Source organism: Lutimaribacter saemankumensis (genome assembly GCF_900100005.1).
GTDB classification, from domain to species: domain Bacteria; phylum Pseudomonadota; class Alphaproteobacteria; order Rhodobacterales; family Rhodobacteraceae; genus Lutimaribacter; species Lutimaribacter saemankumensis.
Genome location: NZ_FNEB01000006.1, coordinates 240,818 through 265,626 on the forward strand (window position 1 = coordinate 240,818; position 24,809 = coordinate 265,626).

Below are 24,809 nucleotides of genomic sequence, written 5' to 3' on the forward strand. Positions count from 1 at the left end.
CGTCAGGCCCCTGGCGGGGGCGGAGGCGGCAGGATGGTGAACAGTTGTGCCAGTTCCTGCACGTCTTCGGCGCGCAGCCAGCCGTCCTGTCCCGGTGTCCAGACATAGGTGTCGCGCGACAGCTCGCCCGTGCTGGCCATCTTGCCCATCGAGGCTTTCGAGAACGGCCCCTTTGTCTCGCCGTTCACGGCGATGTGCCAGACATGTTCGACAGGCGGGGGCGGCGGTGCCGCGGGCGCCTGCGCAGGTGCCGCGCCCCAGGGGCCCGACTGCGCCATCTGGTTGGCCATCGCCATGCCCATCCCCATGCCAAGCCCCGCGCCCATTCCGGCACCGGCCTCGCCGCCGCGGGCCATCGCCTCGGCCGCGGAATACTGGGTAAACTTGGCCAGATCGCCCACCAGCCCCATGCTGGTGCGCTTATCAAGCGCCTGTTCCACGGCGGGCGGCAGGCTGATGTTCTCGATGTAGAACTCGGGGATCGTCAGGCCGTATTCCGCGACCTTCTGGGAAATCTCGCCTGCCACCAGCTTGCCCAGTTCGCGTGTGTTCGCAGCCATGTCCAGCACCGGGATGCCCGAACCGGCAATGGTGCGCGAAAACTCCTGCACGATGATGTTGCGGATCTGGTAGCTGATCTCGTCCATCGTGAATTCGCCGTCGGTGCCGACGATCTCGACCAGGAATTTCGCCGGGTCCGTCACCTTGACCGAATAGGTGCCGAAGGCGCGCAGGCGCACGGGACCGAATTCGGGGTCGCGGCACATGATCGGGTTCTTGGTGCCCCATTTCAGGTCGGTGAACCGTGTGGTGTTGACGAAATAGATCTCTGACTTGAACGGAGATTTGAACCCGTGATCCCAATGCTGAAGCGTCGTCAGGATCGGCATGTTGTTGGTTTCCAGCATGTACAGGCCGGGCGTGAAGACATCGGCCAACTGGCCTTCGTGCACGAAGACGGCGGCCTGTCCTTCGCGCACGGTCAGCTTGGCGCCGTACTTGATCTCATGGCCTTCGCGTTCGAACCGCCAGACCATCGTGTCGCGGCTGTCGTCCGTCCAATGGATGACGTCGATGAATTCGCCGGTCAGGAAATCGAGAATACCCATGGTTTTTGTCCTTTCATGCCAGCCGCCGGAAGGCGGGCCAGTATTACGATGGCCCTCCGGCCAGTTCGCGCGCACGCGCGGAATAGATCGGGCGCGCCTCTTCCGGGGTCATGCCGGGACGCAGGCGCGGATCGTAGAGCATTTTCAGAAGCAGTTCGTCATGGGTGGTCAGCAGGGCGAACTCGTCGTCATCGTTGAAGATCGACGGACGCGCCTGCGGGCTGTCATTCGCCAGGCCCAGGCCCTGGGCCACTTCCTCGTGAACGCAGGAGCGCCGCAGAAGATCTGGATGTTCGGCGCGGACGATAGCTATCGCCTTGCGGTAGACATGATCGTCCCGCGAGTCGGAAAACGCGATCACCAGACAATGGATCGAGCGCGGGATCGAGCGGATGATATTCAATGAATTGGGGTTGATGTTCGGCACAAGGGCCTTGATCCGGGGAATGGCGGCGGCGCGGTCGTCTTCGCTCAGGACCATGACGTGAAAATTGCCGGTCGGACCGGTCGAAATCGGATGGCCGGTCACGCGGGCCAGGCGGGCGGCATAACGATCGATCACCGCGCGATCCTTTGCGCGCTGCGCCTTTGGAACGCTGGCGCCAAATTCGACCGTCAGGCGAACCGGCGTTTCCCATCGCCTCAACTGACCGGGCGTGTTGCGCGCGGTGCGCAACCCTTGGCCGCGTTCGTATTCGTCGAAAAAGGCCAGGCGTTCGAAATTTCGGATCAGCATCTCGGCGTCGAAGGGCGTATCCGGCCCGCCCCCATCGGTGCGCAAAAGGCCCTGCGCCAAAAGATCCGCCTGAACGCGCGCGTAATAGGTCGCAAGCGCGGTGCTTGCCGCCGAAGGCGCGCCGGCTTGTTCGTCGGTTTGGGACGGGCGTTGATCGGGGCGAGGTTCGGGCCGGACGGAATCGCGCGGCGCCATGCCGTCGCACCCGGCCAGGGCGACAGCCCCCGCCAGCATCAGGATGGATAGAATGCGCTGCCGCACGGCGGGATCAGGCCCCGGGCACCGCAGTGCCGGCATTGTCGCCGACACCGTCGCGGCGCGCCTTTGCCGATGCCAGCGTATCGCGCAGTTCGGCTTCCATCTTTTTCAGCTCCTCTTCGGCCTTGGCGCGGCGCGCCTTGCCTTCGTCTGCGATCTGCAGGCTTTCCTCGATCGTGCCGATCAGGTCGGCGTTGGCCTGCTTCACGGCTTCGATGTCGAAAACGCCGCGTTCCATTTCCTCGCGGATCATCTTGTTGCTTTCACGCAGGTTGCGGGCGTTGGCCGTCAGCAATTCGTTCGTCAGGTCGTTGGCGTCGCGCACGGCGGCGGCAGCCTCGGCAGAGCGCTGGATCGTGACCGCCTGGGCAAGCTGGGTTTCCCAAAGCGGCACGGTGTTGACCAGGGTCGAGTTGATCTTGGTCACAAGGCTCTTGTCGTTTTCCTGCACCAGTCGGATCGAGGGCAGGGACTGCATCGTGACCTGCCGCGTCAGTTTCAGGTCGTGAACCCGGCGTTCCAGGTCGTCGCGCGCGGCGCGCAGGTCGCGCAGTTCCTGGGCCTTCATCACCTGGTCGTTTTCCGGGGCAGCCTGAACCTCGGCTTCCTTGGTGGGGATGATCGAGCCGTCCAGTTCTTTCAGCTTGGCCTCGCCCGCCGCGATGTAGAGCGCCAGTTCGTCGTAAAAGGCGAGCGTCTTTTCATACAGCATGTCGAGCGACTTGATGTCTTTCAGCAGCGTATGCTCGTGCTTGAGCAGATCGTCGGTGATGCGGTCGATCTGGCCCTGAACCTGTTCGAAGCGCGCGGTGAACTTGGCGAAAGGTGCCGCGCGGCCCAAAAGCTTTTCCCACCATGTGCGTTCGCGGCGCACATCCAGCTCGCTGACCGAGAATCCGCGGATCGTAGTGACGATGCCGCGCAGGCTGTCGCCTGCCGGGCCAACGTCCTTGTTGCGCACACCCTGCAGCATGGATTGGCTGATTTCCTGCAACTCGGCCTGCGCAGCCGACCCGAAGGACACGATGGAATTGGTGTCGCCCATGTCGATCTCGTCCATGCGCTTGCGGATTTCCGTGCCAACGGGCGCGTCCGCCTCTTCGAGCGAGATGACAGCGCCGGCCTCTCCCGGTTCGGGCAGAATGACGGCATTCACCTCTTCCACCATCGCCAGCGCATCTTGCGCCTTCTTCTGAATTTCGGTCGACATGGTCGGATCCCCCTTACCAGGTTACGCGCGCTTATTCTGTCCGTACGCCTTCACGCTGCAAACGGTCGCGCAGTACTTCGATTTCGATTGTCAGGTCGCTGTGATCGTCCAACAGCAATTTCCGCGTCTTGGCGCCGAACTGTTGTTCCAGATCGGTCAGTAGTGACAGGTAGTCGGATTTCGCCTGCGCGCTTTGGCTGCGCGCGTATATGTCGGCGAACTTGACCGTCGCATCGCGCGCGCCCATCAGATAGACGCCCATGAACTTGCGCGCCGCCGTCAGATCGCGCGGGTCGTTTTCGACGGTGCGCAGCATGTCGCGCACCGTTGTCTGGAATTGGGCAACCCGATCGGCCACGCCCCGGTCGCCCGCGCGCCGCACGGCGTCCGTCATTGCGGCCAGGTGCTTTTCCGCCTCTTCCACGGCGCGCGCCACGCGATCGGTCTGGAACTGGTCGATGCCCTCCATGCCCTTGTCCGACACCGGATCCAGCCCGAAGGACAGGCCGTGCAGCACCGCCCCCAGGACCGCGAAAATCATGGCCTCGACGGCGCCGAAGCCCACGAACCCGACCACGCCAAGCCCGGCCCCGGTCAGAACCGAGCCCAGCAGCTTGCGCGGCAGCGCGGGCCGGCGTGCGACCTTGCGGGCTTCGTATGCCTCTTGTGCCAGTACGCCTTCGCGGGTCAGCCACGCGGCGAGAATCAGCAACCCAAGCGCAACGAGGTATTCGGCCATCTGAACCGGGCCGGCACTGAACGCGCGCCAGATCAGCAAGAGCGGAAGAAAGAACAACAGGTTCACGCGGGCGCCTGCCCGCGCGCGCGCCGCGCCCCGGTAGTTGCCGGGCGCGGCCGGGTCGCCGCCCGGGCTGTGCTTGCCGCCAAAGCGTTGAGCCATCTCTTACGCGCCTCCTGCGAGGGACGCGTAGAGGAACAGGATGACCAGCAGAAAATACGACAGTTTCTGCAACCCCGACCCGGACATAAGCCCCCCTTTTTCGGCTTTAACCTGTGGAAAAGGTAGGGGATCGAACGCGTGCTTGCTAGGGGGAAGATCGACTTTGGCGTGTCACCGGCGGGGTTTGTCGCGCCGTGTTGCCGGGCGGGCTGCGCGCTGCGGCTGTTTCGCGGGGCCGCGGGGCTGTCTGCGTACCATTTTCGCTTTTGGCGTGTCGCCCATGTCCTCGGCGCTGAGGCCAAGCTGATCGCGCAATATCTTGCGGCGCACCTCTTCCACGGCACCACGCGCCAGGTTGCCCAGCTGGAATGGCCCGTAGGAGATGCGAATCAGGCGGTTCACGCTCAGGTCCACGGCCTCCATCGCACGGCGGATTTCGCGGTTCTTGCCTTCGCGCAGGCCCACGGTCAGCCAGGCATTCGCGCCTTGCTGGCGGTCCAGCGTGACATCCATCGGCTGAAACGCTTCGCCGTCGATGGTGATGCCCTTGCGCAGCGGTTCGAGCATGCGGTCATCGACCTTGCCCTTGACGCGCACCCGGTAGCGTCGAAGCCAGCCGGTCGAGGGCAGCTCCAGCTTGCGCTTGATTTCACCGTCGTTTGTCAGCAGCAGCAGACCCTCGGAATTCAGGTCGAGCCGCCCCACGCTCATCACGCGGGGCAAATCCTTTGGCAGGGCGTCGAAAATCGTCTCGCGGCCCTGTTCGTCACGGGTGGTCGTCACCAGCCCGGTCGGTTTGTGATACAGCCACAGCCGGGGCGGTTCGGGTGCCGTCAACGGTTCGCCATCGACGGTGATGCGGTCGCGCGCGGTCACGTTCAGCGCGGGGCTGTCGATCTTCTTGCCGTTGACGGTCACGCGTCCGGCCTCGATCAGGCGTTCGGCCTCGCGGCGGCTGGCGCGTCCGGCGCGGGCAATGACCTTGGCGATGCGGTCGCCGGATTTGGGTGTGTCTGTCATGGGCGGTATATGCCGCAAAGCGTGGGCTTGCGAAAGCGCCGTTTGCGGGGCATGTGCATGGGATGGAATTCGTCAGCTACATGCAGACAGCCCTGGACGAGGCGCGCGCCGCCGCCGGTCGCGGCGAGGTGCCTGTGGGCGCCGTGATCGTATCGCCCGCCGGTGAAATCGTCGCACGCGCCGGAAACCGCACGCGCGAATTGAACGATCCCACCGCCCATGCCGAGGTTCTCGCCATCCGTTCGGCTTGCGAAAAACTGGGGCAGGAGCGGCTGACCGGTCATGATCTTTACGTCACGCTGGAGCCATGCCCGATGTGCGCGGCAGCGATCTCTTTCGCGCGGATCCGACGGCTTTACTATGGTGCGGGCGATCCGAAATCGGGCGGGGTGGCACATGGCGCGCGGGTTTTCGCACATCCGCAATGCCACCATGCGCCCGAAATCTATGACGGTATCGGCAGCGCCGAAGCCGAGGCGCTGCTGAAAGAGTTTTTCGCCGAACGGCGCGACTGACCGGCCCGCGGGTTCAGAAGCTCATCGGCTTCATCACCTCGGCCTCGATCACGTTCACACCGGGCAGTGCCGCCTTCATCGCATCCGCCGATTGTTCGAGCAGCGGGAAGGTCTTGTAGTGGCACGGGATCACCGTCTTGAAGTCGAAGAAGGTTTTCGCGGCATAGGCCGCGCGCTTCATATCCATCGTGAAATGCCCGCCCGAGGCCAGGATGCCGATATCGGGTTTGTGCAGGTCGTTGAAGATCTTCATGTCGGCCATGACGTCGGTGTCGCCGGACAGATAGATCGTGTGACCGTCGCCTTCGATCATGTAGCCGCATTCCGTGCCGACGACTTTTGGCCCCTGGTCGGTCGCCATCGAGGTCGAGTGAATCGCATGCACCATCGTCACCTTTGGGCCACCCAGGTCCACGGTGCCGCCCTTGTTAAAGCCGATGGTTTCGATGTGCTCGTGCTCTTGCCAGTGGGCCATCAGGTCATACTGGCCGACCACCGGCACCTTCAGTTTGCGTGCCAGCGGCAGCGCATCGACGATGTGGTCGAAATGCGCGTGCGTCAGCAGGATATGCGTCGCGCCGTCGATCGCGGCGTCGTGCTGATCCTCGGGCAGCACGGGGTTTCCCGTCAGCCAAGGGTCGATCAGCAGGGTCTGCCCCGCGATTTCGATACGGAACGAGCCGTGTCCAAGCCATGTGATCTGCATATCTTTCCCTCCCTCGGATTGTCCGCATTGCTCCGCATGGCAGGGTAGCATGGCGGGCGCGGCTGAAAAGGGGGATTGAACCGTGCATGTCGCAACGTATCTGGAAACGGGAGGGGTGGCATGGACTGGACACGACAGATCGACAGCTATTGCGAACGGCTGGGCCCCGACTACTGGGCCGAGCCGGTCAATGCGCTGACCAACCTGGCCTTCGTTCTGGCCGCCGCGCTTTTGTGGCCACGGGTGCGGGGGCTGCCACTGGCGCGGGCGCTTTGCGTCGTGCTGGCCTCGATCGGTGTGGGATCGTGGCTGTTTCACACCCATGCCACGGCCTTGGCCGCGCTGGCCGATGTGCTGCCGATCCTTGGCTACATCCTGCTATACATCTTCGCGGCAAACCGCGCCTATTGGGGTCTGAGGCCTTGGGCCGCGCTGGGACTGACGGCACTGTTCGTGCCCTACGCGGCGGTGACTGTGCCTGTATTCCAGACGATACCGGGCCTCGGATCGTCCGCGGCCTATGCGCCGGTGCCGCTGCTGATCCTGATCTACGCGCTGCTGCTGCGGCGACGGCAGCCGCAGGTCGCCCGCGGCCTGGGGATCGGGGTGGGTGTCCTGGTTGCCTCGCTCTTCTTTCGCACGGTTGATGAAACGGTGTGCAGTGCCATCCCGTTCGGCACGCATTTCATGTGGCATATCCTCAATGCCGTGATGCTGGGCTGGATGATCGAGGTTTATCGCCGTCACATGCTTGCGGGTCAGGCGGCACGGCGCTAAACGCGTGTGGACCGCAAAAACGGAGATCACTCATGTCGATCGACCTCGAAACAGCCGCCAAGGTGGCCAAGCTTGCCAGGATCAAGGTGGAAGAGGACGCGCTGGCGGCGCTGGCCTCGGAATTCAACACCATTCTCGGCTTCATCGAGCAGTTGAACGAAGTGGATGTGGACGGCATCGAGCCGATGACCAGCGTCACGCCGCAACGCCTGAAACGGCGCGAGGACGTGGTGACCGATGGCAACATGCAGGACAAGATCCTGTCCAACGCACCCGATGCCCGCGAGGGCTTCTTTGCCGTGCCCAAGGTGGTGGAGTAAGACCATGACCGACCTGAACCGCCTGACCCTGTCCGAGGCGCGCGACCGCCTGCGCGCAAAGGAAACGACAAGCGTCGAGTTGACCGAGGCCTGCCTGAGCGCGATCGACGCCGCGGACGCGCTGGGCGCCTTCGTGCACAAGACCCCCGAGATCGCGCTTGAGCGTGCCCGCGCCGCCGACGAACGCCTGGCGCAGGGCGATGCGCCCGCGATGTGCGGCCTGCCCATCGGTATCAAGGACTTGTTCTGCACCAAGGGTGTCGACAGCCAGGCGGCCAGCCGCATCCTGGAAGGGTTCAAACCCGAATACGAATCCACCGTAAGCCAGAAACTGCAGGACGCCGGCGCGGTCATGTTGGGCAAGCTGAACATGGACGAATTCGCCATGGGCTCGTCCAACGAAACCTCGTGCTACGGCAATGCGGTCAACCCGTGGCGCCGCGGCAATGACGACACCGCGCTGACGCCGGGCGGCTCGTCCGGCGGCTCGGCTTCGGCCGTGGCGGCCGACCTGTGCCTCGCGGCGACCGGCACCGATACCGGCGGTTCGATCCGTCAGCCTGCGGCCTTTACCGGCATCGTGGGGATCAAGCCGACATACGGGCGTTGTTCGCGCTGGGGCATCGTCGCCTTTGCCAGCTCGCTCGATCAGGCGGGGCCGATGACGAAAACCGTCCGCGATGCCGCGATCATGCTGGAAACCATGTGCGGGCACGATGCCAAGGATTCGACCAGTGCGGACATTCCCGTGCCGGATTTCGAATCGATGCTGACCGGTGACATCAAGGGCAAGGTCATCGGCATTCCGCGCGAATACCGCATGGACGGGATGCCCGAAGAGATCGAAATGCTCTGGGCCGACGGCACTGCCATGCTGCGCGACGCGGGCGCGGAAATCCGCGACATCACGCTGCCGCACACGAAATACGCGCTGCCCGCCTATTACGTGATCGCCCCGGCCGAGGCGTCCTCGAACCTCGCACGCTATGACGGTGTGCGCTACGGCCACCGCGCCAAGCTGGCGCAGGGGGACGGCATCACCGAGATGTATGAAAAAACCCGCGCCGAAGGCTTCGGTCACGAGGTTCAGCGCCGCGTCATGGTCGGCACCTACGTGCTGTCGGCGGGCTTTTACGACGCCTATTACAACCGCGCCCGCAAGGTGCGGACCCTGATCAAGCGCGACTTCGAACAGGTGTTCGCCGATGGCATCGACGCGATCCTGACGCCGGCCACGCCTTCGGCGGCCTTCGGTCTTGGCGAAATGAATGATGCCGATCCGGTGCAGATGTATCTGAACGACGTCTTCACGGTGACGGTGAACCTGGCCGGGCTTCCGGGTATTTCGGTGCCCGCGGGTCTTGATGCCAAGGGTCTGCCGCTGGGGCTGCAATTGATCGGCCGTCCGTGGGAAGAGGGCGATCTGCTGAACACCGCCTATGCGCTGGAGCGCGCGGCGGGTTTTGTGGCAAAACCCGATAAATGGTGGTAAGCCGCCTGAAAACATAATCAGGCAGGATGCAGATCATGCGTGTCTTTCTTTGCTGTGCAGCGTTTCTTGGGCTTGTCGCCTGTGCGCCCGCCGTGCCCGACAGCGGGCAGGGCGTGGGGTTTCGCGACTACGATGAATACCAGCGCGAGCAGGCTGAACGTGACTCGATGCTGACGGGAACCGCGATTCCGCCGGCAGGTGTCATTTCCGATGAAACGGCCGGAACCGGGCGCACCCTGCCGCAAGGGCAGGCGCAATCGGTGTCCGTAGCCCCGCAGAACGAGGCCGAGCGGCTGGCCGCGGAAACGGCCGCAGCGCTCAATTCCGGCGTCGCGCCGGTCGAGGCAAGCCCATCGAACCCTCCGCCCGAAGCGGTCAATTCGGCAGGCATCAGCCAGGAAAACAACTTCGACAACGTTTCGAGCCTCCGCACAATTGAAAGCGACGCACAGCGCATCGCCCAGAACCGTGCGCAATACCAGGTGATCCAGCCCGAGGCGTTGCCGTCGCGTGCCGGTGCGGCGGGGCCGAATATCGTGGATTTCGCGCTGCGCACCACCAATCCCAAGGGCGCGGCGCTTTACCGGCGCAGCAACCTGTCTGGCCAGAGCCGGTATCAGCGCAATTGCGCCAAGTACCCATCGCCTGACCGCGCGCAAGAGGATTTTCTTTCCAGGGGCGGCCCTGAGCGCGACCGGCTGGGACTGGACCCCGATGGCGACGGTTTCGCTTGCGAATGGGATCCGGCACCGTTCCGCAAGGTGCGCGGGGGCTGATCGCGCACTTGGACGTGATCCGGCATCCCTCGCCGAATTTCGGGCCGCGGCGCGATGGCGCCCGGCCTGACATGATCGTTCTGCACTACACGGCGATGGACGGGGCGCAGGCCGCGCTTGGGCGGCTTTGCGATACCCAGTCCGAGGTTTCCGCGCATTACCTGATCGGTTCCGACGGCACGGTCTGGCACTTGGTCGACGAGGACATGCGCGCATGGCATGCCGGTGCCGGGCAATGGGGGGACGTGACCGACGTCAACTCGCGCTCGATCGGGATCGAGCTGGACAATCTGGGGACGCACCCGTTTTCCGAGGCGCAGATGCGCGCGCTTGAGGCGTTGCTTGAGGATGTGATGGCACGATGGTCGATCCCGGCCGAGCGCGTGATCGGACATTCGGACATGGCACCGGATCGCAAGCAGGATCCCGGCCCGCGGTTCGACTGGCGGCGTCTGGCTGTCCAGGGTTTGGCGGTTTGGCCCGCTGCGCAACCGCGCGGTTCCGAGGAAAAACCGCGCGATTTCTGGACCGAGGCGCATTTGCGCGACTTTGCCGACGCGCTGCGCAGGTTCGGCTATCCGGTGCCGCCCAGCGGCCTGGCGCCGCTGGTGATGCTGGATGCCTTCCGCGGGCGGTTCGCCGGGCTGCGCGATGGGCCCGCCATTCTGGCGGCCGCGCAGGATCTGGCCGCCCGCTTTCCCGTTGACCGCGACGGGCCCAACACATAACTGGGCAGGTGCGCGGAGGGCCGGATGACCGCGGGGGTGCGAACCCACGAGGAAAGTCCGGACTCCACAAGACGATGGTGCCGGGTAACGCCCGGGCAGGGAAACCTGACGGAAAGCGCCACAGAAAACAGACTACCCCGGCTTGTCCGGGGAAAAGGTGAAACGGTGGGGTAAGAGCCCACCGGGGGGCTGGCAACAGCCCCCGCACGGCAAGCCCCACCAGGAGCAATGCCGAATAGGATCCCCGCGCGGGCTGATCGGGCAACCGATATCGCTGCAGGGCATGTCTTGGCCCAGGGGATCGGGTAGGCAGCTGGAGGGGCACCGGCAACGGTGCCCTTAGATGAATGGTCATCCAGAGGGGGCAACCCCTTGGACAGAATCCGGCTTACAGGCCCTCCGCGCATATTTTTCCTTGTTGACCGCCGTCAAATGACTGTTGCGGACGATGTGCTATGATGCACGCGAACAACCGGAGGGATCGCAATGAGTTTCGTCAAGACGCTGGCCACGCTGGCCGTGGGCTTTGCCGCTGCGCGCGGCGTGCAGAAGGTCAAGGAAATGGGTGGCATGGATGGCCTGAAAGATGCCATGCGCAAGGCTGGTGAGCCGGGCGGAATGGCCGACCAGATGGGCGACATGGCAAAGAAGATGGGCCTGCCCGTTGATCAGGACCAGATGCGCGGGTTGTTTGCGCGGTTCGGTGGGCAGGCGGCCGACGCGACCGAGGCGACGGAGCAGGGGCTTGGCAATCTGATGGGGGCCATGACCAGCGCGGCAGGCGTCGGGGCCAAGGGCATGGGCGAGATGATGGAATCCCTCACCAAGGGAACCGCCATCGGCGCCACGACCGAGGAAAACGCCCGGCTGATGATCCGCGCGATGATCCAGGCCGCGAAATCAGACGGAGAGATCGACGCCGAGGAACGCAAGATCATTCTCGACCACCTGAGCGACGCCAGCGAAGACGAGATCGCCTTTGTCGAGGCGGCGCTCGATGCGCCGGTCGATCCGATGGCGCTGGCGCGCGATACCGGCGACACTATGCGGGCACAGGTCTATTCGGCCGCGCTGATGGCGATTGCCGTCGATACCGACGCGGAACGGACCTATCTGCGGGGTCTGGCACAGGCCCTTCAACTGGATGACGACACCGTCGCCGACCTGCATAAGACGATGGGCCGGCCACCGCTTTGACGCGCCGCCGGGTTTTTGTTCCGGGCATCGGGTTTGGCTGTTGACTCTTGGCCCGCCGCAGGTAAAAGGCGGGCTTCAAGAGATTTCACGGGCGGCACTCCGCCCTGTGCAGGAGAGCGACAATGGCGAAGCCGACCACTATCAAGATCCGCCTGAACTCGACCGCGGGCACCGGCCACTTTTACGTGACCAAGAAAAACGCACGCACCATGACCGAGAAGATGACCGTACGCAAATACGACCCGGTCGCGCGCAAGCATGTCGAGTACAAGGAAGGCAAGATCAAGTAAGATCGCCTGACACCGGACAAGACGAAACGCCGCGCGGCCCATGGCCAGCGCGGCGTTTTTTCGTGCCGAAACCCCAAAGGCATACGCGCTGGCCCGCCCCCCGATCTACTAGGAAAGCCAGCCACATGCCCGATCACATGCCCCCCGAAATCCGTTTGTCCTGTCCCGGTGACAGGGATGCGGTCGATGCGCTTTTGGCGCGGTCCTACCCTGCGCTTATGGCGGCGGATTACCCGCCCGACCTGCTGGCAGAGGCGCTGCCGATCATCGCCCGCGCGCAGCCCGATCTGCTGGCCAGCGGCAGCTATTTCGTGGCCGAGCAGGCCGATCGTGTCGTCGCGGCAGGGGGATGGACGCGTGGCACCCGCGGGCCCGATCGTATCGGCCATGTGCGCCATGTGGCGACCGACCCCGCCTGTCTGCGCCGCGGTGTCGGGCGGGCATTGATGGGGGCCGTCATGCGCGATGCGGCAGGGCGTGGCATCACGGACCTGCATTGCCACAGTTCCCTGACGGCAGAGCCGTTCTATCGTGCGCTTGGCTTTACCCGCGTGGCCGAGGTGATGGTGCGCCTGCCGGGCGAGGTGCTGTTCCCTTCGATCCACATGTACGCGCGGCTAGGCGTATGAAAAAAGGGCCGGTCAGATGACCGGCCCTTCGCATGACTGTATCTCGGCGCTGTTTATTCGCGGTTGCCCAGCAGTTGCAGCAGCATCATGAACATGTTGATGAAGTCCAGATACAGACGCAGCGCGCCCATGATCGCGGACTTGCCAAGCCACTCGCTGTCGCCGTGATGGGCGTGGGCGAGATACTCGTTCTTGATGTCCTGCGTGTCATACGCGGTCAGGCCGGCAAAGATCAGCACACCCAGGATCGAGATCGCGAACATGATCGCGGGCGAGCCAAGGAAGATGTTGATGATCGATGCCACGATCAGGCCGATGACGCCCATGATAAGGAAGCTGCCCCAGCCCGAGATGTCCTTCTTGGTGGTGTAGCCCCAGAGCGACAGGCCGGCAAAGGCGATCGAGGTGATTAGGAACACCTGCATGATCGAATGGCCGGTGAACACCAGGAAGATCGAGCTGATCGACAGGCCCATCAGCACCGCGAAGACGTAGAATGCCAGTTGTACGCCGGCGGCCGACAGACGGTTCACCGCCGCCCCGAAGCCGAAGAAGACAAAGGCCAGCGGTGCGAACATGATCACCCATTTCAGCGGCGACATGTAGATCGCCTGACCGAAGCCGGTCAGGTACTGGCCTTCGCGGATCATCGCTGTGGCCGCGGACGGATCGGTTGTCACGGCCAGCCCGGCGATTGCCCAGGCAGCAAGAAATGTGATGAACGTGCCCACGGACATGGTGCCGTAGACCTTGTTCATGTGGGCGCGGAGCCCTTCGTCAATCTGGGCGGCGCTTACGCCGGCCGCCGTCCGGATTGTGTTGTATTCAGCCATTAAAGCCTCCGATGCGAAACCCTGTGGTCCGGGAATACGGACCTTGTCGCAAATATCGGTAAGGCCTTTCATCGTTTCAAGGGTTTTGCGCGTCAATTATGACTTTTCTTGTCACCTTTGGCCGCGCGGTGCTGCCGACCAGTGCGCAGGGGCATCCCAGAACGGGCGCTGCGCCTCGGTTTCGGCCTCGGAACGGCTCAGACCGATATCTTCCAACGCGGCATCGTCGAGGCGGGCAAGGGCCCGGCGCTGACGTGCCAGGGCGAACAGGTCCGCGATCCGCGGCCGGTGGGCGTGGTGCATGGGCAAAAAGCGCGACAGCGCATGGGACAGGGCGATCATATCTTTTCCTTTCGCGATGGTTCGGGTTTGTTTCATCAAACTTGTTGAACATCTATGATCCGTCGTGCTATTTGTGAAACGAATGTTTTTGACGGTAACCATCAGGGATTGTGATATGAGAAATCTGGACGTCACCACGCTTCGGTCTTTCGTTGCGGTGGCCGAACTGGGCGGTGTGACCCGCGCGGCGACGCATCTGAACCTGACGCAATCGGCTGTGTCCATGCAGCTCAAGCGGCTGGAAGAGTTGTTGGCGCTCAATCTGTTCGACCGGAGCGGGCGGCGGATCGCGCTGACGCTGAATGGCGAACAGTTGCTGTCCTATGCCAAGCGCATGGTGCATCTGAACGACGAGGTGATGATGCGCCTGACCGATCAGGCCTTTGAGGGCGAGGTCATCCTGGGCGCACCCCATGACATCGTCTATCCCACGATTCCGCAGGTGCTTAAGGCTTACAACGCCGCTTTTCCACGGGTGAAGATCACGCTTCGGTCATCGAGCACCGTCAAGCTGCACGAGGCGCTGGACCGGGGGGAGGTCGATCTGATCCTGACCACCGAAAGTGCGCTGCGTCCGGGTGGTGAAACATTGACCGAAGTGCCCTTGCGCTGGGTCGGGGCGCGTGGGGGGCAGCTTTGGCGTCAGCGCCCGATGCGGCTTGCATTCTGCAAGCATTGCGCATTCCGCCCAATCGCCGTGCGTGCCCTGGAAGAAACCGGTATCGACTGGGAAATGACTGTCGACTCGGACGATGACCGGTCGATCGAGGCGCTGATAAGCGCAGACCTGAGCATCGGCGCCCTGTTGGAAGACAGCATTCCCCCCCACCAGGAGGCGATCCCGCATGGCAGCGGCCTGCCGGATCTGGGCACCCAACAGATCAACCTTTACGCCCCCACGGCGGATGGCGGCGGGATGATCGACGAATTGCGCAAGGTGCTGCGCAGCGCCTTTGCTGGCAAGCCTGCAGACCTGCGCCTTACGGCGTGATCACGACCTTGCCGGTGGATTTCCGGCTGCGCAGCAGCTCCAGCCCCTCGCGGGCACGCTCCAGCGGCAGGATGTGGCTGACATGGGGTTTCAGCCGGCCGTCCTGATACCATCCCAGCAATGTGCGCAGGCTGCCGGTCACGGCTTCGGGGCGGAATTTCAGGTATCCGCCCCAGTAGACGCCCAGTACGCTCAGGTTCTTGACCAGCAGGTGGTTGGCCGGAATCTGGGGCACATCGCCACTTGCAAAGCCGATGGGCAGCAGGCGGGCCTCGGGGTTGCAGGCGCGGAAAGCGGCCTGCCATTGTTCGCCGCCGACCGGATCATAGACCACATCGGCGCCGCCCAGCGCCTTGACGCGGTCACGGATGTCTTCGGTTTTTGCGTCGATCAGGTGGTCGGCCCCGGCCTGCCTTGCAATCTCCAGCTTGTCCTGCCCGCGGGCGCAGGCGATCACGGTTGCGCCCATGAGCTTGCCGATTTCGACAGCCGTCAGACCCACGCCGCCCGCCGCGCCCAGCACAAGCAGGGTTTCGCCCGGCTGCATCCGCGCCCGGTGGTCAAGGGCAAGATGGCTGGTGCCATAGGCGATCTGGAACGCGGCGGCATCCTCGGCGGACATCGCGTCAGGCAATGGAACGGCGCGGTCAGCGGGAAAGCAGCCGTATTCGGCCAGACCGCCCTGGCCCCCGAAGACGGCGACGCGCGTTCCGGCAACCGGTCCGGCCACGCCCGGACCCAACGCATCGACGACCCCGGCGACCTCCATTCCAAGGACAAAAGGCGCCTGCGGCGTATCCTGATACTTGCCTTGCTCCAGGAGAAGATCGGCGAAGTTCAGCCCGCAAGCCTCGATCTTCACGCGGATCTCGCCTGCGCCGGGTTCCGGCGTGGGACAATTGGTCAGGGCAGCGGCTTGCCCTGCGCTGAGTACCTGAAAAGCGCGCATTTTTTTCTCCGTTCGGCGTTCGCGGCAAGATGCGCGGCGGACTTTGCGGTGTCAAACCCGGGCGTGCGGTTCAATCACCCCAAAATTGAGTCTCAAAGGTATAGGATCACGCATTTGGGGTGAAAAAACGTTGTTGGCGATGCCAATATGCGTCATTCTCGACGTGGGGTGAGAGACGGCGATGGCCGGGCATGCGATTATTTCTGCGCAGTCGGGGCATCTGTCTTTCCGAGACACTAATTCGATGGAGTTTGAACATGGCACATCCTGTAGATGTCCACGTGGGTAAGCGCATTCGTCAGCGCCGCTGGCTGGTCGGTATGACCCAGCAGCAACTGGCAGAAAGCGTCGGGATCAAGTTTCAGCAGATCCAGAAGTACGAAACCGGTGCAAACCGGGTCAGCGCATCAAGGCTTTGGGATATTGCCGAGGCGCTGGATGTCGATGTAAGCTTTTTCTTCGAAGGGCTGAATTCAGCGTCGCAGGATGCGAATACACCGCAGGACATGCCGCAGGATTTGCTGGGTGACAAGGAAGCGATGGACCTTGTCCGGTCCTATTACGCCATTCCCGAAAACCAGCGTCGGCGCCTGTTCGAACTGGCACGGGTGTTGTCCGACGTGGCTTGAGGCACGCAGCGCGCTGCGCTAGGGCTGCATCAACAGCCCGGAGCGCAGCGCATGCAACAAGATCGAGACATCATTGAAACCGCCCACGCGATGGCAGATGCCGCCCGCCGGGCGGTTTTGCCGTTCTTCAGGGCGCCCGACCTGAGCACCGACAACAAGGATGCCGGCGGTTTCGACCCGGTGACCGAGGGCGATCGCGCAACCGAGGCCGCAATGCGCGCGGTTCTGGCCGAGCGCCGCCCGCAGGATGCCATTGTGGGTGAAGAGTTTGCCGACAAATCCGGCAGCAGCGACGTCACCTGGGTGATCGACCCGATCGACGGCACGCGCGGTTTCATGTCGGGCACACCGACCTGGGGGGTGTTGATCGCGGCCGCGCGCGGCGGTGTGCCGGTGTTCGGTATCGTCGACCAGCCCTATATCGGCGAACGCTTCTGGGGCGGGCTGGGTCAGGCCGGGATGACAGGGCCGCAGGGCGCGCGCCCGCTGGCCGTGCGCGGCGACCGCCCGCTGCACGAGGCGATCCTGTTCACGACCTTTCCAGAGGTCGGCACGCCCGAAGAACGCAACGCTTTCGGGGCCGTGGCAGACGCCGTGCAACTGACCCGGTATGGCATGGATTGCTATGCCTACGCCCTGCTGGCGGCCGGCCAGATCGACCTTGTGATCGAGGCGGGATTGTCGAACTACGATATCCAGGCCCCCATGGCCGTAATCGAGGCCGCGGGCGGGATCGTCACCGACTGGCAGGGTGGGCCCGCACAGGATGGCGGGCGCGTCATCGCCGCTGCGGGCCGGATGCAGCACAAGGCCGCGCTGGAAATACTGGAACGCCACGCCTCTTGATCGGATCAGGCGTGCGGGGCTAAGAAAAACGGCGCGCTTCTTGCCCCTTTCCGGCGCGCCCCGAATTGCCAGAGGGGGTCCGACTGGCATGAAAGGGGGCTGAGAATGGCAGAATTCCTTATCAAATCCGCGCAGACGATCCTGACGATGGATGATGCGCGCCGCGAGGTTGCGCAGGCCGACATCCTGGTGCGGGATGGCGTGATCGTGGAGATCGGTGCAGGTCTGGGGACATCCGGTGAAACCGTGGATGCCTCGGGTTGCGTAGTGACACCCGGCCTGGTGAACACCCATCATCACCTTTACCAGACGCTCACCCGCGCGGTTCCCGGTGGACAGGACGCGCTGCTGTTCGGCTGGTTGCAGACGCTCTATCCGATCTGGGCGCGTTTCGGCCCGGAAGAGATGTTCACAAGCGCGCAGGTCGGGCTGGCCGAACTGGCGCTGTCGGGCTGCACGCTGACGTCGGATCACCTGTATCTTTTCCCCAATGGCGCGCGGCTGGACGACACGATCGCGGCGGCGCAGGAAATCGGGTTGCGGTTTCACCCGACGCGCGGCGCGATGAGCATCGGCGAAAGCGATGGCGGCCTGCCGCCGGACAGCCTGGTCGAGCGCGAGGCCGCGATCCTCGAAGATTGCATTCGCGTGGCCGATGCTTTTCACGACCCGTCCGAGGGCGCGATGGTGCGCGTGGGTTTCGCACCCTGTTCGCCGTTTTCCGTCAGCCGCGATCTGATGCGCGACGCGGCGCTTCTGGCGCGCGACAAGGGCGTGATGCTGCATACCCATCTGGCCGAAAACGACGAGGATATCGCCTATTCCGAGGCCAATTTCGGCTGCCGCCCGGGGCAATACGCGGAAGAACTGGGTTGGACGGGGCCGGATGTGTGGCATGCCCATTGCGTGAAACTGGACACGGCCGAGATCGATCTTTTCGCTCGCAGCCGAACGGGCGTTGCGCATTGCCCGTGTTCCAATTGCCGCCTTGGATCAGGCATCGCTCCGGTGCGTGCCATGCGTGATGCCGGGGTGCCGGTGGGGCTGGGTGTCGACGGGTCGGCAAGCAACGATGCGGGCAACATCATGCTCGAGGCGCGGCAGGCCATGCTGTTGCAGCGGGTCGCACGGGGCGCGGACGCGATGAGCGCGCGCGAGGCGCTGGAGATCGCAACCCGCGGCGGCGCCGATGTGCTGGGCCGCCCCGATTGCGGGCGGCTTGCGCCCGGAAAACGCGCCGATATCGCGATCTGGGACGTCAGCGGCATCGAAAGCGCCGGAAGCTGGGATCCCGCGGCGCTGTTGCTGGCCGGGCCCACGCGCGTCAGGCACCTGTTTGTCGAAGGGCGTCAGATCGTGCGCGACGGGCATGTCACGACGATCGACCTGCCGCGCGTCATCGAACGGCAGAACGCCTTGGCCCGCGCGCTGGCCGGGTGATTTCCCGGGGGAACCTTCCCCCCAAATATCACCGTGTGGGTACGGGTGTTTCGCCGCGGTAGTCATAGAAGCCGCGCTGGGTCTTGCGGCCCAGCCACCCGGCCTCGACATACTTGGTCAGCAGGGGGCAGGGGCGGTATTTCGTATCCGCCAGCCCGTCGTGCAGGACGTTCATGATTGCAAGGCAGGTATCGAGCCCGATGAAATCCGCCAGTTCCAGCGGCCCCATCGGGTGGTTCGCGCCCAGCTTCATCGCTTCGTCGATTGACTTCACGTTGCCGACGCCCTCATACAGCGTATAGACCGCCTCGTTGATCATGGGCATCAGGATGCGGTTCACGATGAAGGCGGGGAAATCCTCGGCGCTGGATGCGGTTTTTCCGATCTTTTCGACAACTGCCAAACAGGCCTCATAGGTTTCCTGATCCGTCGCGATGCCCCGGATCAATTCCACGAGCTGCATCACCGGAACCGGGTTCATGAAATGGAACCCCATGAATTTCTCAGGGCGGTCCGTGCGGCTGGCCAGCCGTGTGATCGAGATCGACGACGTGTTCGACGTCAGGATCGTGTGCGGCTTGAGATGCGGCAGCAGGTCTTCGAAGATCGCCTGCTTTACCGTTTCGCGTTCTGTCGCGGCCTCGATGATCAGGTCGGACGGGCCAAGATCGGTCAGCGTCAGCGTTGTCTTGATGCGCGCCATCGCGGCATCCTTTTTGTCCTGGCTGATCTTGTCGCGGCTGACCTGACGTTCGAGGTTCTTGTCGATTGTCGCAAGCGCCGCATCCAGTGCGTCCTGGCTGATATCGGTCATCAGCACGTCATATCCCGCCAGCGCCATGACATGGGCAATCCCGTTGCCCATCTGCCCGGCCCCCACGACGCCGATGGTCTGAATTTCCATGCGCTGTCTCCCGTCTGATCGCCCTGCACAATAGCCATGCGGGCGCGTCCGCTGCAAGGCCGCGATGACCTGTCCAATGCTTTGAAATCTGTCCGTTTAACCGATTGGCAATTGTTCAGGCCGAATCTGGACTCGGGTGAGACTTAACAATTGGTGGGAGCCATGACATTTCAACGAAAGGGGCCGCCGGGCCTCGACTACAAACCGTGCCGTTACGGCACGTCGCGCCTGACGTTCCGCGGGCCCGCGCGATTGCTTCGCGGCAAGTACGTCGCGTTTCTGGGCTCGACCGAGACATACGGCAAGTACATCCCCGAACCGTATCCTGCGCTTGTCGAACAAGAACTCGGTGTGACCTGCGTCAACCTTGGCTGCGTGAACGCGGGGCACGATGTGTACTTGCACGATCCTTATGTGATGGAACTGGCCGGGCAGGCGCGGGTGCGGGTGTTGCAGATCGGCGGCGCGCACAACATGTCGAACCGGTTTTATACCGTGCATCCGCGACGCAATGACCGATTCCTGAAATCGTCGCGTCTTATGCGGCAGATATTCGGCGATGTGGATTTTACCGATTTCACGTTCACGCGCCACATGCTGGAAAGCCTTTGCCGTTTCGCACCGGACCGGTTCGCGATGTTGCGCGAAGAACTGCAGGCGGCCTGGGTCGCGCGCACACGGCTGCTGGTTCAGCGTCTGGGCGGGCCTGTGGTGCTGTTGTGGTTCGCCCCACACCGGATGCCAGGCGGGCCGGAGGCAGAAACGATAGGGGCCGATCCGTTGTTCATCGAACGCTGGATGGTCGATGCCCTGCGCGACGACGTGGCCGAGATCGTCGATGCCACGATCAGCGCATCGGCGCAGGCCGCCGGTTTGCAGGGGATGGTCGTGCCGCCCGGCGAAGAAGCGGTTGCCGCGGCGATGCCTGGTGCGGTGGCGCATGCCGAAGCGGCCGGGCCGCTTTTGCCTGCTCTGCGTGGGCGACTGTAATACGAAAAAGGCCCGCCTGGGATGGAGGGCCTTTGTTTTTGATCGTCGGGTGCCGGATCAGAGCTTTTCGATCAGCTCGGGCACGGCTTCGAACAGGTCGGCGACCAGGCCGTAATCGGCCACCTGGAAGATCGGAGCCTCTTCGTCCTTGTTGATCGCGACGATGATCTTGCTGTCCTTCATGCCCGCAAGGTGCTGGATCGCACCCGAAATGCCGACGGCAATATACAGGTCAGGCGCGACCACCTTGCCGGTCTGGCCAACCTGCCAGTCGTTCGGTGCAAAGCCCGAGTCGACGGCGGCGCGGGATGCGCCAACGGCGGCGCCCAGCTTGTCGGCCAGTTTCTCGATCAGCGCGAAATCGTCTTCCGAGCCGACGCCACGGCCGCCCGAAACCACGATACCGGCCGAGGTCAGTTCGGGACGGTCGCTTTCGGCGACCTTGTCTTCGACCCATTCCGACAGGCCCGAAGCGGAGGCCCCGCCCACGGTTTCCACAGCGGCCGAGCCACCGGTGCCGGCCGCGTCGAAGCTGGCGGTGCGGAAGGACACGACCTTCTTCGCGTCGCCCGATTTCACCGTCTGGATCGCGTTACCTGCATAGATCGGGCGCTCGAACGTGTCGGCATCGACCACGCCCGAGACGTCGGTCAGCATCATCACGTCCAGCAGCGCGGCCACGCGGGGCAGCACGTTCTTGGCGTCGGTGGTGGCGGGCGCCACGATGTGATCGTAATCGCCTGCCAGCGACACGATCAGGTCGGCGGTCGATTCCGCCAGGCGATGACCCAGCGCGGGGTCTTCGGCGACCAGCACCTTGGCCACGCCATCAATTGTCGCGGCTTCTTTCGCGGCGTCGGCGGCGGATGCGCCGGCGCACAGAACCGTCACGTCGCCCAGGGCCTTGGACGCGGTGACCGCCTTTGCGGTCGCGTCCATCGACAGTTCACCATTGTTGACTTCGGCAAGAAGAAGAACAGCCATCACACCGCCCCCTTTTCCTTGAGTTTCGCAACCAGCTCGTCGACCGAGCCAACCATTTCACCGGCGGCGCGTTCGGCCGGCTCGGACGTCTTGACCACGGTCAGGCGCGGGGTGACATCGACGCCGTAATCGGCGGCGGTCTTTTCATCCAGCGGCTTTTTCTTGGCCTTCATGATGTTGGGCAGCGACGCATAGCGCGGTTCGTTCAGGCGCAGGTCGACGGAAACGACGGTCGGCATCTTGACCTTGATGGTCTGCAGGCCGCCATCGACCTCGCGGGTGACGACGGCGCTGTCGCCATCGATGCCCACTTCCGAGGCAAAGGTCGCCTGGCTCCAACCGAGGATCGCCGACAGCATCTGGCCGGTGGCATTCATGTCGTTGTCGATCGCCTGCTTGCCGCAGAGAACCAGACCGGGCTGTTCCTCTTCCACGACCTTGGCAAGGATCTTGGCCACTGCCAGCGGCTCGATATCCTGGTGCACGTCATCCGCTGCGACGACCAGGATCGCGCGGTCGGCGCCCATGGCCAGTGCGGTGCGCAGGGTTTCCTGCGCCTGTTTGACGCCGATGGATACCGCGACGACCTCTTCGGCTTTTCCCGCCTCTTTCAGGCGGATCGCCTCTTCAACGGCGATTTCGTCGAACGGGTTCATCGACATCTTAACGTTGGCGAGATCGACACCGCTGCCATCCGCCTTGACGCGGACCTTCACGTTGTAGTCGATCACGCGTTTCACAGGCACGAGTACCTTCATTGGCGTGGTCTCCCTTACAATTGCGACGAGCCGCGCGGGCGACTCCTCCATAAGTTCTCCCGCGCTTGATATATTCTTGCGCGCGGGGGAAACAGGGCAAAATCGTCACGTTGGCGCGCTGCGACGTCGCGTTCTGCGGATTTTCGTCGCGAAACCGCCATGTGTCAGCGATTGGCGCCGGGCACCCAAAGAACGTCGTCCTTGCCGTCATTGTTCGCGATGCGCGCGGCGACAAAGAACCAGTCGCTCAGGCGGTTCAGGTACTTGACCGCGTCGGGATTGACGGATTCGACGGTCGCCAGTTCCACCGCAAGCCGCTCTGCGCGACGTGCCACAGTGCGGCAGACATGCAATTGCGCGGCCAGTGCCGAACCGCCGGGCAGGATAAAGCTGCGCAATGGTTCCAGCTTGGCGTTCATAGCGTCGATTTCCGATTCAAGCCGCGTGACCTGCTCGGGCGCCATACGCAGAGGCGGATATTCGCGCTCGGCATCCTTGTGCATGTCGGGGGTGCACATGTCGGCGCCGAGATCGAAAAGATCGTTCTGGATGCGCGCTAATGCGGCGTCCATCTCGGCCGGCGCCTCGAGGCGGGCAACGCCGACGAACGAGTTCAATTCATCCGACGTGCCGTAGGTGGTGACACGCAGGGCATGCTTGGCGACCCGAGCGCCGTTGCCCAATGCGGTTTCGCCATGATCACCCGTCTTTGTGTAGATCTTGTTCAGTACGACCATCTGTTCAGTTTCCTCCGCCACGCAGCCAGACGAACAGCAGGATCAGCACGACGGCGACGAATTGCGCGACGATCCGCAGCTTCATCATCTTGTTGGATTGTTTCGCGGCCTCCATCGTGCCCTTGCCGAAATTCGAAATGCCGAGCACGAGAATGACAACCACGGCAAGGCAGGCCGCGGCGACGACGTAGAAAAGCGGATCATCTGCCATATCGCTGTTTGTCCCTCTTAGGTTTGTCTGCCCCATGTAGGGGTTGGTCCGAAAAAAGCGAACCGGAAATTCACCCTTTGGCGAGAATCCAGTCAAGCGCCCGTGTCGGAAGGATGCGCCGCAGGACAGCCATGATATAGGTCGGCGTGGTCACGAAGTAGCGCGGGCGCGGGTTTTTCGATTCCAGCGCATGGATCAGCTTTTTCGTTACCGCCGAAGCGGGCAATTCGAACGTGTCCTTGCCACGGGATTCGTAAAGCCGTTTCAGCAGTTTCTCGCGGTACTGCTCGGCGCGGGGGCTGTTTTTCCAGTCGATCCAGCGTTCGAAATGCGGGATCGAATTTATGCGGATCTTGGATGTCACCGGCCCCGGTTCGATCAGAACGACGTGAATCGGGGTGTCGCGCATCTCGATGCGTAGCGTGTCCGTCAGACCCTCGAGCGCAAACTTGGTGCTGTTGTAGGCCGCGCGCCAGGGCATCACGACCAGCCCGAGCACCGACGAGCAATTGATGATCCGCCCATGCCCCTGCGCACGCATAACCGGGATCACGCGGGTCGTCAGGTCATGCCAGCCGAAAACGTTGGTTTCGAAAATCTCGCGCAGGGCCTCGCGCGGCAGATCCTCGGCGGCACCGGGGCAGGCGTAGGCGCCGTTGTTGAACAGTGCGTCCAACGTCCCGCCCGTGGCCGCCAGAACGGTGTCCAGCGCGGCCGCGATACTTTCGGGGTCGGCGTAATCCAGTCGAACGGCATCAAAGCCTTCGCTGGCCAGCCGGTCGACATCGGCCTGCTGCCGGCAGGCCGCGAAGACGCGCCACCCATGGTCGCGAAGCCCGTGCGCCGCGTCATAGCCGATGCCGGAGGAACATCCGGTGATGAGAATGGATCTGGTCATGCGCGCGATTTCTGTCGAAAACCGCGCGGTTTGGCAATCAGTCAACTGCGGCAGTCACCAGCGCGTCGGACATCCAGCCGATCCGCCCGGTTTCGAGAACCCTTAGTTTCAGCCAGCCCTCGCCCGGATCGCTGAGCACTTCGACGGTTTCGCCGAGGCGCAGCTTTGTGACGACATCGTATCTGGTGCCCGGCCCCATGCGCATGTTGACCACGCTTGCGCTGATGGTGCGGATATCGCCTGACCGGGTTTTGATATTCCCGTTCTCTGACAATGACGCCTTGACGACCGGGCTGGCCGGCGGTTCCGCGATATCGACCCTTTCCACCGCCGGGGCAATTCCCGCGGGCGCACCGAGGACCGGATTTGCAGGCGTGACGATTGGCAGGCTGGTCAGGTCGACCGCAGCGCGTGAAACCGAGGGAGCTTGGGCGTCAGGGTCGGATGGCGCGGTCGCGATGTCGCCCTGCTGCACATGCAGCGCGCTGAACACCCGGTAGGCTTCGGCCTGCAGCGACCCTGCGCGCGGCTCATAGTCAGCCCCCCCGCTGAGTTCGTAAAAACCCCAGCCAAGAAAGGCAAAAGTCACAATCAGAAAACGCCACATGACGAACCCCCAGAACGCAGCACCAC

30 protein-coding genes and 1 other RNA gene are annotated in these 24,809 nt (G+C 63.5%); 15 read left to right on the plus strand and 16 right to left on the minus strand.

Annotation, left to right across the window (positions count from 1 at the left end; all coding sequences use genetic code 11):
- Positions 1-2: 2 nt before the first annotated feature.
- The 5 genes from BLT50_RS12970 to BLT50_RS12990 all read right to left on the minus strand — a co-directional run bounded on the left by BLT50_RS12970 (position 3) and on the right by BLT50_RS12990 (position 5,234).
- Entirely contained in the window at positions 3-1,109 is a 1,107-nt protein-coding gene (locus BLT50_RS12970) for an SPFH domain-containing protein (protein WP_090029117.1), read from the minus strand.
- Positions 1,110-1,152: 43 nt separating this feature from the next.
- On the minus strand, positions 1,153-2,142 hold the full coding sequence (locus BLT50_RS12975) for a DUF2927 domain-containing protein (protein WP_245723377.1): 990 nt from the start codon (positions 2,140-2,142) through the stop codon (positions 1,153-1,155).
- Entirely contained in the window at positions 2,114-3,313 is a 1,200-nt protein-coding gene (locus tag BLT50_RS12980) for a toxic anion resistance protein (RefSeq protein ID WP_090029118.1), read from the minus strand. Before BLT50_RS12980 ends, BLT50_RS12975 begins: the two co-directional genes overlap by 29 nt.
- 31 nt (positions 3,314-3,344) lie before the next feature.
- Positions 3,345-4,214 carry a 5-bromo-4-chloroindolyl phosphate hydrolysis family protein gene (locus BLT50_RS12985; protein WP_090029119.1) on the minus strand — a complete coding sequence of 290 codons (870 nt, stop codon included), beginning with the start codon at positions 4,212-4,214 and terminating at the stop codon, positions 3,345-3,347.
- A 171-nt stretch (positions 4,215-4,385) separates the two neighbouring features.
- Positions 4,386-5,234, minus strand: coding sequence for a pseudouridine synthase (locus BLT50_RS12990; RefSeq protein ID WP_090029120.1), 849 nt, complete (start codon positions 5,232-5,234; stop codon positions 4,386-4,388).
- Between the two features lie 62 nt (positions 5,235-5,296).
- Here BLT50_RS12990 and BLT50_RS12995 point away from each other — a divergent pair, with 62 nt between their 5' ends.
- Complete coding sequence (locus BLT50_RS12995) at positions 5,297-5,749, plus strand: nucleoside deaminase (protein ID WP_090029121.1); 453 nt, start codon at positions 5,297-5,299, stop codon at positions 5,747-5,749.
- A gap of 13 nt (positions 5,750-5,762) precedes the next feature.
- Here the strand turns inward: BLT50_RS12995 and BLT50_RS13000 are convergent, their stop codons facing one another.
- Positions 5,763-6,455: a metal-dependent hydrolase gene (locus tag BLT50_RS13000; protein WP_090029122.1), complete on the minus strand. Its 693-nt coding sequence runs from the start codon at positions 6,453-6,455 to the stop codon at positions 5,763-5,765.
- Positions 6,456-6,575: 120 nt separating this feature from the next.
- Here BLT50_RS13000 and BLT50_RS13005 point away from each other — a divergent pair, with 120 nt between their 5' ends.
- From BLT50_RS13005 to BLT50_RS13045, 9 genes are all read left to right on the plus strand, one after another.
- Entirely contained in the window at positions 6,576-7,232 is a 657-nt protein-coding gene (locus BLT50_RS13005; protein WP_090029123.1) for a ceramidase domain-containing protein, read from the plus strand.
- Positions 7,233-7,264: 32 nt separating this feature from the next.
- Complete coding sequence (gene gatC / locus BLT50_RS13010) at positions 7,265-7,552, plus strand: Asp-tRNA(Asn)/Glu-tRNA(Gln) amidotransferase subunit GatC (RefSeq protein WP_090029124.1); 288 nt, start codon at positions 7,265-7,267, stop codon at positions 7,550-7,552.
- A 4-nt stretch (positions 7,553-7,556) separates the two neighbouring features.
- Positions 7,557-9,044, plus strand: coding sequence for an Asp-tRNA(Asn)/Glu-tRNA(Gln) amidotransferase subunit GatA (gene gatA / locus BLT50_RS13015; RefSeq protein ID WP_090029125.1), 1,488 nt, complete (start codon positions 7,557-7,559; stop codon positions 9,042-9,044).
- Between the two features lie 35 nt (positions 9,045-9,079).
- Positions 9,080-9,820, plus strand: coding sequence for a hypothetical protein (locus BLT50_RS13020; protein WP_090029171.1), 741 nt, complete (start codon positions 9,080-9,082; stop codon positions 9,818-9,820).
- Positions 9,781-10,548 (plus strand): N-acetylmuramoyl-L-alanine amidase, encoded by a 768-nt coding sequence (locus BLT50_RS13025; RefSeq protein ID WP_090029126.1) that lies wholly within the window; start codon positions 9,781-9,783, stop codon positions 10,546-10,548. The genes BLT50_RS13020 and BLT50_RS13025 overlap by 40 nt, the downstream gene beginning before the upstream one ends.
- A gap of 12 nt (positions 10,549-10,560) precedes the next feature.
- Positions 10,561-10,955: RNase P RNA component class A (gene rnpB, locus BLT50_RS13030), an RNA gene on the plus strand.
- Between the two features lie 79 nt (positions 10,956-11,034).
- Positions 11,035-11,745, plus strand: a complete 711-nt coding sequence (locus BLT50_RS13035; protein ID WP_090029127.1) for a DUF533 domain-containing protein — start codon at positions 11,035-11,037, stop codon at positions 11,743-11,745.
- A 122-nt stretch (positions 11,746-11,867) separates the two neighbouring features.
- Positions 11,868-12,035, plus strand: a complete 168-nt coding sequence (rpmG, locus tag BLT50_RS13040; protein WP_005630270.1) for a 50S ribosomal protein L33 — start codon at positions 11,868-11,870, stop codon at positions 12,033-12,035.
- A gap of 125 nt (positions 12,036-12,160) precedes the next feature.
- Complete coding sequence (locus tag BLT50_RS13045) at positions 12,161-12,664, plus strand: GNAT family N-acetyltransferase (RefSeq protein ID WP_090029128.1); 504 nt, start codon at positions 12,161-12,163, stop codon at positions 12,662-12,664.
- 53 nt (positions 12,665-12,717) lie between these two features.
- Here the strand turns inward: BLT50_RS13045 and BLT50_RS13050 are convergent, their stop codons facing one another.
- Together BLT50_RS13050 and BLT50_RS13055 are read right to left on the minus strand one after the other, a co-directional pair.
- A complete protein-coding gene (locus BLT50_RS13050; protein ID WP_090029129.1) occupies positions 12,718-13,497 on the minus strand; it encodes a Bax inhibitor-1/YccA family protein in 780 nt (259 codons plus the stop codon).
- A 111-nt stretch (positions 13,498-13,608) separates the two neighbouring features.
- On the minus strand, positions 13,609-13,839 hold the full coding sequence (locus BLT50_RS13055; RefSeq protein WP_090029172.1) for a DUF1127 domain-containing protein: 231 nt from the start codon (positions 13,837-13,839) through the stop codon (positions 13,609-13,611).
- Between the two features lie 115 nt (positions 13,840-13,954).
- Here BLT50_RS13055 and BLT50_RS13060 point away from each other — a divergent pair, with 115 nt between their 5' ends.
- Positions 13,955-14,830 carry a LysR family transcriptional regulator gene (locus BLT50_RS13060; protein WP_090029130.1) on the plus strand — a complete coding sequence of 292 codons (876 nt, stop codon included), beginning with the start codon at positions 13,955-13,957 and terminating at the stop codon, positions 14,828-14,830.
- On the opposite strand, the gene BLT50_RS13065 is transcribed toward BLT50_RS13060, so the two are convergent.
- Entirely contained in the window at positions 14,820-15,779 is a 960-nt protein-coding gene (locus BLT50_RS13065) for an NADPH:quinone oxidoreductase family protein (RefSeq protein WP_090029131.1), read from the minus strand. The genes BLT50_RS13060 and BLT50_RS13065 overlap by 11 nt on opposite strands.
- 257 nt (positions 15,780-16,036) lie before the next feature.
- Here BLT50_RS13065 and BLT50_RS13070 point away from each other — a divergent pair, with 257 nt between their 5' ends.
- The 3 genes from BLT50_RS13070 to BLT50_RS13080 all read left to right on the plus strand — a co-directional run bounded on the left by BLT50_RS13070 (position 16,037) and on the right by BLT50_RS13080 (position 18,694).
- Entirely contained in the window at positions 16,037-16,408 is a 372-nt protein-coding gene (locus tag BLT50_RS13070; RefSeq protein WP_090029132.1) for a helix-turn-helix domain-containing protein, read from the plus strand.
- Positions 16,409-16,459: 51 nt separating this feature from the next.
- On the plus strand, positions 16,460-17,254 hold the full coding sequence (gene hisN, locus BLT50_RS13075; RefSeq protein WP_090029133.1) for a histidinol-phosphatase: 795 nt from the start codon (positions 16,460-16,462) through the stop codon (positions 17,252-17,254).
- Between the two features lie 105 nt (positions 17,255-17,359).
- Positions 17,360-18,694, plus strand: coding sequence for an 8-oxoguanine deaminase (locus BLT50_RS13080; RefSeq protein ID WP_090029134.1), 1,335 nt, complete (start codon positions 17,360-17,362; stop codon positions 18,692-18,694).
- A gap of 28 nt (positions 18,695-18,722) precedes the next feature.
- On the opposite strand, the gene BLT50_RS13085 is transcribed toward BLT50_RS13080, so the two are convergent.
- A complete protein-coding gene (locus tag BLT50_RS13085; protein ID WP_090029135.1) occupies positions 18,723-19,598 on the minus strand; it encodes a 3-hydroxybutyryl-CoA dehydrogenase in 876 nt (291 codons plus the stop codon).
- 162 nt (positions 19,599-19,760) lie between these two features.
- Here BLT50_RS13085 and BLT50_RS13090 point away from each other — a divergent pair, with 162 nt between their 5' ends.
- The gene (locus BLT50_RS13090) at positions 19,761-20,588 is read left to right on the plus strand and encodes a DUF6473 family protein (protein WP_090029136.1); all 828 of its coding nucleotides are present in this window, start codon (positions 19,761-19,763) and stop codon (positions 20,586-20,588) included.
- Between the two features lie 57 nt (positions 20,589-20,645).
- Here BLT50_RS13090 and BLT50_RS13095 read toward each other — a convergent pair whose 3' ends face one another.
- The 6 genes from BLT50_RS13095 to BLT50_RS13120 all read right to left on the minus strand — a co-directional run bounded on the left by BLT50_RS13095 (position 20,646) and on the right by BLT50_RS13120 (position 24,783).
- Positions 20,646-21,572 (minus strand): electron transfer flavoprotein subunit alpha/FixB family protein, encoded by a 927-nt coding sequence (locus BLT50_RS13095; protein WP_090029137.1) that lies wholly within the window; start codon positions 21,570-21,572, stop codon positions 20,646-20,648.
- On the minus strand, positions 21,572-22,330 hold the full coding sequence (locus BLT50_RS13100; RefSeq protein WP_090029138.1) for an electron transfer flavoprotein subunit beta/FixA family protein: 759 nt from the start codon (positions 22,328-22,330) through the stop codon (positions 21,572-21,574). The genes BLT50_RS13095 and BLT50_RS13100 overlap by 1 nt, the downstream gene beginning before the upstream one ends.
- Before the next feature lie 164 nt (positions 22,331-22,494).
- The gene (locus tag BLT50_RS13105) at positions 22,495-23,067 is read right to left on the minus strand and encodes a cob(I)yrinic acid a,c-diamide adenosyltransferase (RefSeq protein ID WP_090029139.1); all 573 of its coding nucleotides are present in this window, start codon (positions 23,065-23,067) and stop codon (positions 22,495-22,497) included.
- Between the two features lie 4 nt (positions 23,068-23,071).
- Complete coding sequence (locus BLT50_RS13110; RefSeq protein WP_090029140.1) at positions 23,072-23,278, minus strand: twin transmembrane helix small protein; 207 nt, start codon at positions 23,276-23,278, stop codon at positions 23,072-23,074.
- A 70-nt stretch (positions 23,279-23,348) separates the two neighbouring features.
- Positions 23,349-24,176 carry an SDR family oxidoreductase gene (locus BLT50_RS13115; protein ID WP_090029141.1) on the minus strand — a complete coding sequence of 276 codons (828 nt, stop codon included), beginning with the start codon at positions 24,174-24,176 and terminating at the stop codon, positions 23,349-23,351.
- A 37-nt stretch (positions 24,177-24,213) separates the two neighbouring features.
- Positions 24,214-24,783: an SH3 domain-containing protein gene (locus BLT50_RS13120; RefSeq protein ID WP_090029142.1), complete on the minus strand. Its 570-nt coding sequence runs from the start codon at positions 24,781-24,783 to the stop codon at positions 24,214-24,216.
- Positions 24,784-24,809 lie beyond the last annotated feature (26 nt).

Coding starts and splice junctions, on each gene's coding strand:
- BLT50_RS12970 (WP_090029117.1), bottom strand. CDS start 1,109: ATGGGTATTCTCGATTTCCTGACCGGCGAATTCATCGACGTCATCCAT.
- BLT50_RS12975 (WP_245723377.1), bottom strand. CDS start 2,142: ATGCCGGCACTGCGGTGCCCGGGGCCTGATCCCGCCGTGCGGCAGCGC.
- BLT50_RS12980 (WP_090029118.1), bottom strand. CDS start 3,313: ATGTCGACCGAAATTCAGAAGAAGGCGCAAGATGCGCTGGCGATGGTG.
- BLT50_RS12985 (WP_090029119.1), bottom strand. CDS start 4,214: ATGGCTCAACGCTTTGGCGGCAAGCACAGCCCGGGCGGCGACCCGGCC.
- BLT50_RS12990 (WP_090029120.1), bottom strand. CDS start 5,234: ATGACAGACACACCCAAATCCGGCGACCGCATCGCCAAGGTCATTGCC.
- BLT50_RS12995 (WP_090029121.1), top strand. CDS start 5,297: ATGGAATTCGTCAGCTACATGCAGACAGCCCTGGACGAGGCGCGCGCC.
- BLT50_RS13000 (WP_090029122.1), bottom strand. CDS start 6,455: ATGCAGATCACATGGCTTGGACACGGCTCGTTCCGTATCGAAATCGCG.
- BLT50_RS13005 (WP_090029123.1), top strand. CDS start 6,576: ATGGACTGGACACGACAGATCGACAGCTATTGCGAACGGCTGGGCCCC.
- gatC (WP_090029124.1), top strand. CDS start 7,265: ATGTCGATCGACCTCGAAACAGCCGCCAAGGTGGCCAAGCTTGCCAGG.
- gatA (WP_090029125.1), top strand. CDS start 7,557: ATGACCGACCTGAACCGCCTGACCCTGTCCGAGGCGCGCGACCGCCTG.
- BLT50_RS13020 (WP_090029171.1), top strand. CDS start 9,080: ATGCGTGTCTTTCTTTGCTGTGCAGCGTTTCTTGGGCTTGTCGCCTGT.
- BLT50_RS13025 (WP_090029126.1), top strand. CDS start 9,781: ATGGGATCCGGCACCGTTCCGCAAGGTGCGCGGGGGCTGATCGCGCAC.
- BLT50_RS13035 (WP_090029127.1), top strand. CDS start 11,035: ATGAGTTTCGTCAAGACGCTGGCCACGCTGGCCGTGGGCTTTGCCGCT.
- rpmG (WP_005630270.1), top strand. CDS start 11,868: ATGGCGAAGCCGACCACTATCAAGATCCGCCTGAACTCGACCGCGGGC.
- BLT50_RS13045 (WP_090029128.1), top strand. CDS start 12,161: ATGCCCGATCACATGCCCCCCGAAATCCGTTTGTCCTGTCCCGGTGAC.
- BLT50_RS13050 (WP_090029129.1), bottom strand. CDS start 13,497: ATGGCTGAATACAACACAATCCGGACGGCGGCCGGCGTAAGCGCCGCC.
- BLT50_RS13055 (WP_090029172.1), bottom strand. CDS start 13,839: ATGATCGCCCTGTCCCATGCGCTGTCGCGCTTTTTGCCCATGCACCAC.
- BLT50_RS13060 (WP_090029130.1), top strand. CDS start 13,955: ATGAGAAATCTGGACGTCACCACGCTTCGGTCTTTCGTTGCGGTGGCC.
- BLT50_RS13065 (WP_090029131.1), bottom strand. CDS start 15,779: ATGCGCGCTTTTCAGGTACTCAGCGCAGGGCAAGCCGCTGCCCTGACC.
- BLT50_RS13070 (WP_090029132.1), top strand. CDS start 16,037: ATGGCACATCCTGTAGATGTCCACGTGGGTAAGCGCATTCGTCAGCGC.
- hisN (WP_090029133.1), top strand. CDS start 16,460: ATGCAACAAGATCGAGACATCATTGAAACCGCCCACGCGATGGCAGAT.
- BLT50_RS13080 (WP_090029134.1), top strand. CDS start 17,360: ATGGCAGAATTCCTTATCAAATCCGCGCAGACGATCCTGACGATGGAT.
- BLT50_RS13085 (WP_090029135.1), bottom strand. CDS start 19,598: ATGGAAATTCAGACCATCGGCGTCGTGGGGGCCGGGCAGATGGGCAAC.
- BLT50_RS13090 (WP_090029136.1), top strand. CDS start 19,761: ATGACATTTCAACGAAAGGGGCCGCCGGGCCTCGACTACAAACCGTGC.
- BLT50_RS13095 (WP_090029137.1), bottom strand. CDS start 21,572: ATGGCTGTTCTTCTTCTTGCCGAAGTCAACAATGGTGAACTGTCGATG.
- BLT50_RS13100 (WP_090029138.1), bottom strand. CDS start 22,330: ATGAAGGTACTCGTGCCTGTGAAACGCGTGATCGACTACAACGTGAAG.
- BLT50_RS13105 (WP_090029139.1), bottom strand. CDS start 23,067: ATGGTCGTACTGAACAAGATCTACACAAAGACGGGTGATCATGGCGAA.
- BLT50_RS13110 (WP_090029140.1), bottom strand. CDS start 23,278: ATGGCAGATGATCCGCTTTTCTACGTCGTCGCCGCGGCCTGCCTTGCC.
- BLT50_RS13115 (WP_090029141.1), bottom strand. CDS start 24,176: ATGACCAGATCCATTCTCATCACCGGATGTTCCTCCGGCATCGGCTAT.
- BLT50_RS13120 (WP_090029142.1), bottom strand. CDS start 24,783: ATGTGGCGTTTTCTGATTGTGACTTTTGCCTTTCTTGGCTGGGGTTTT.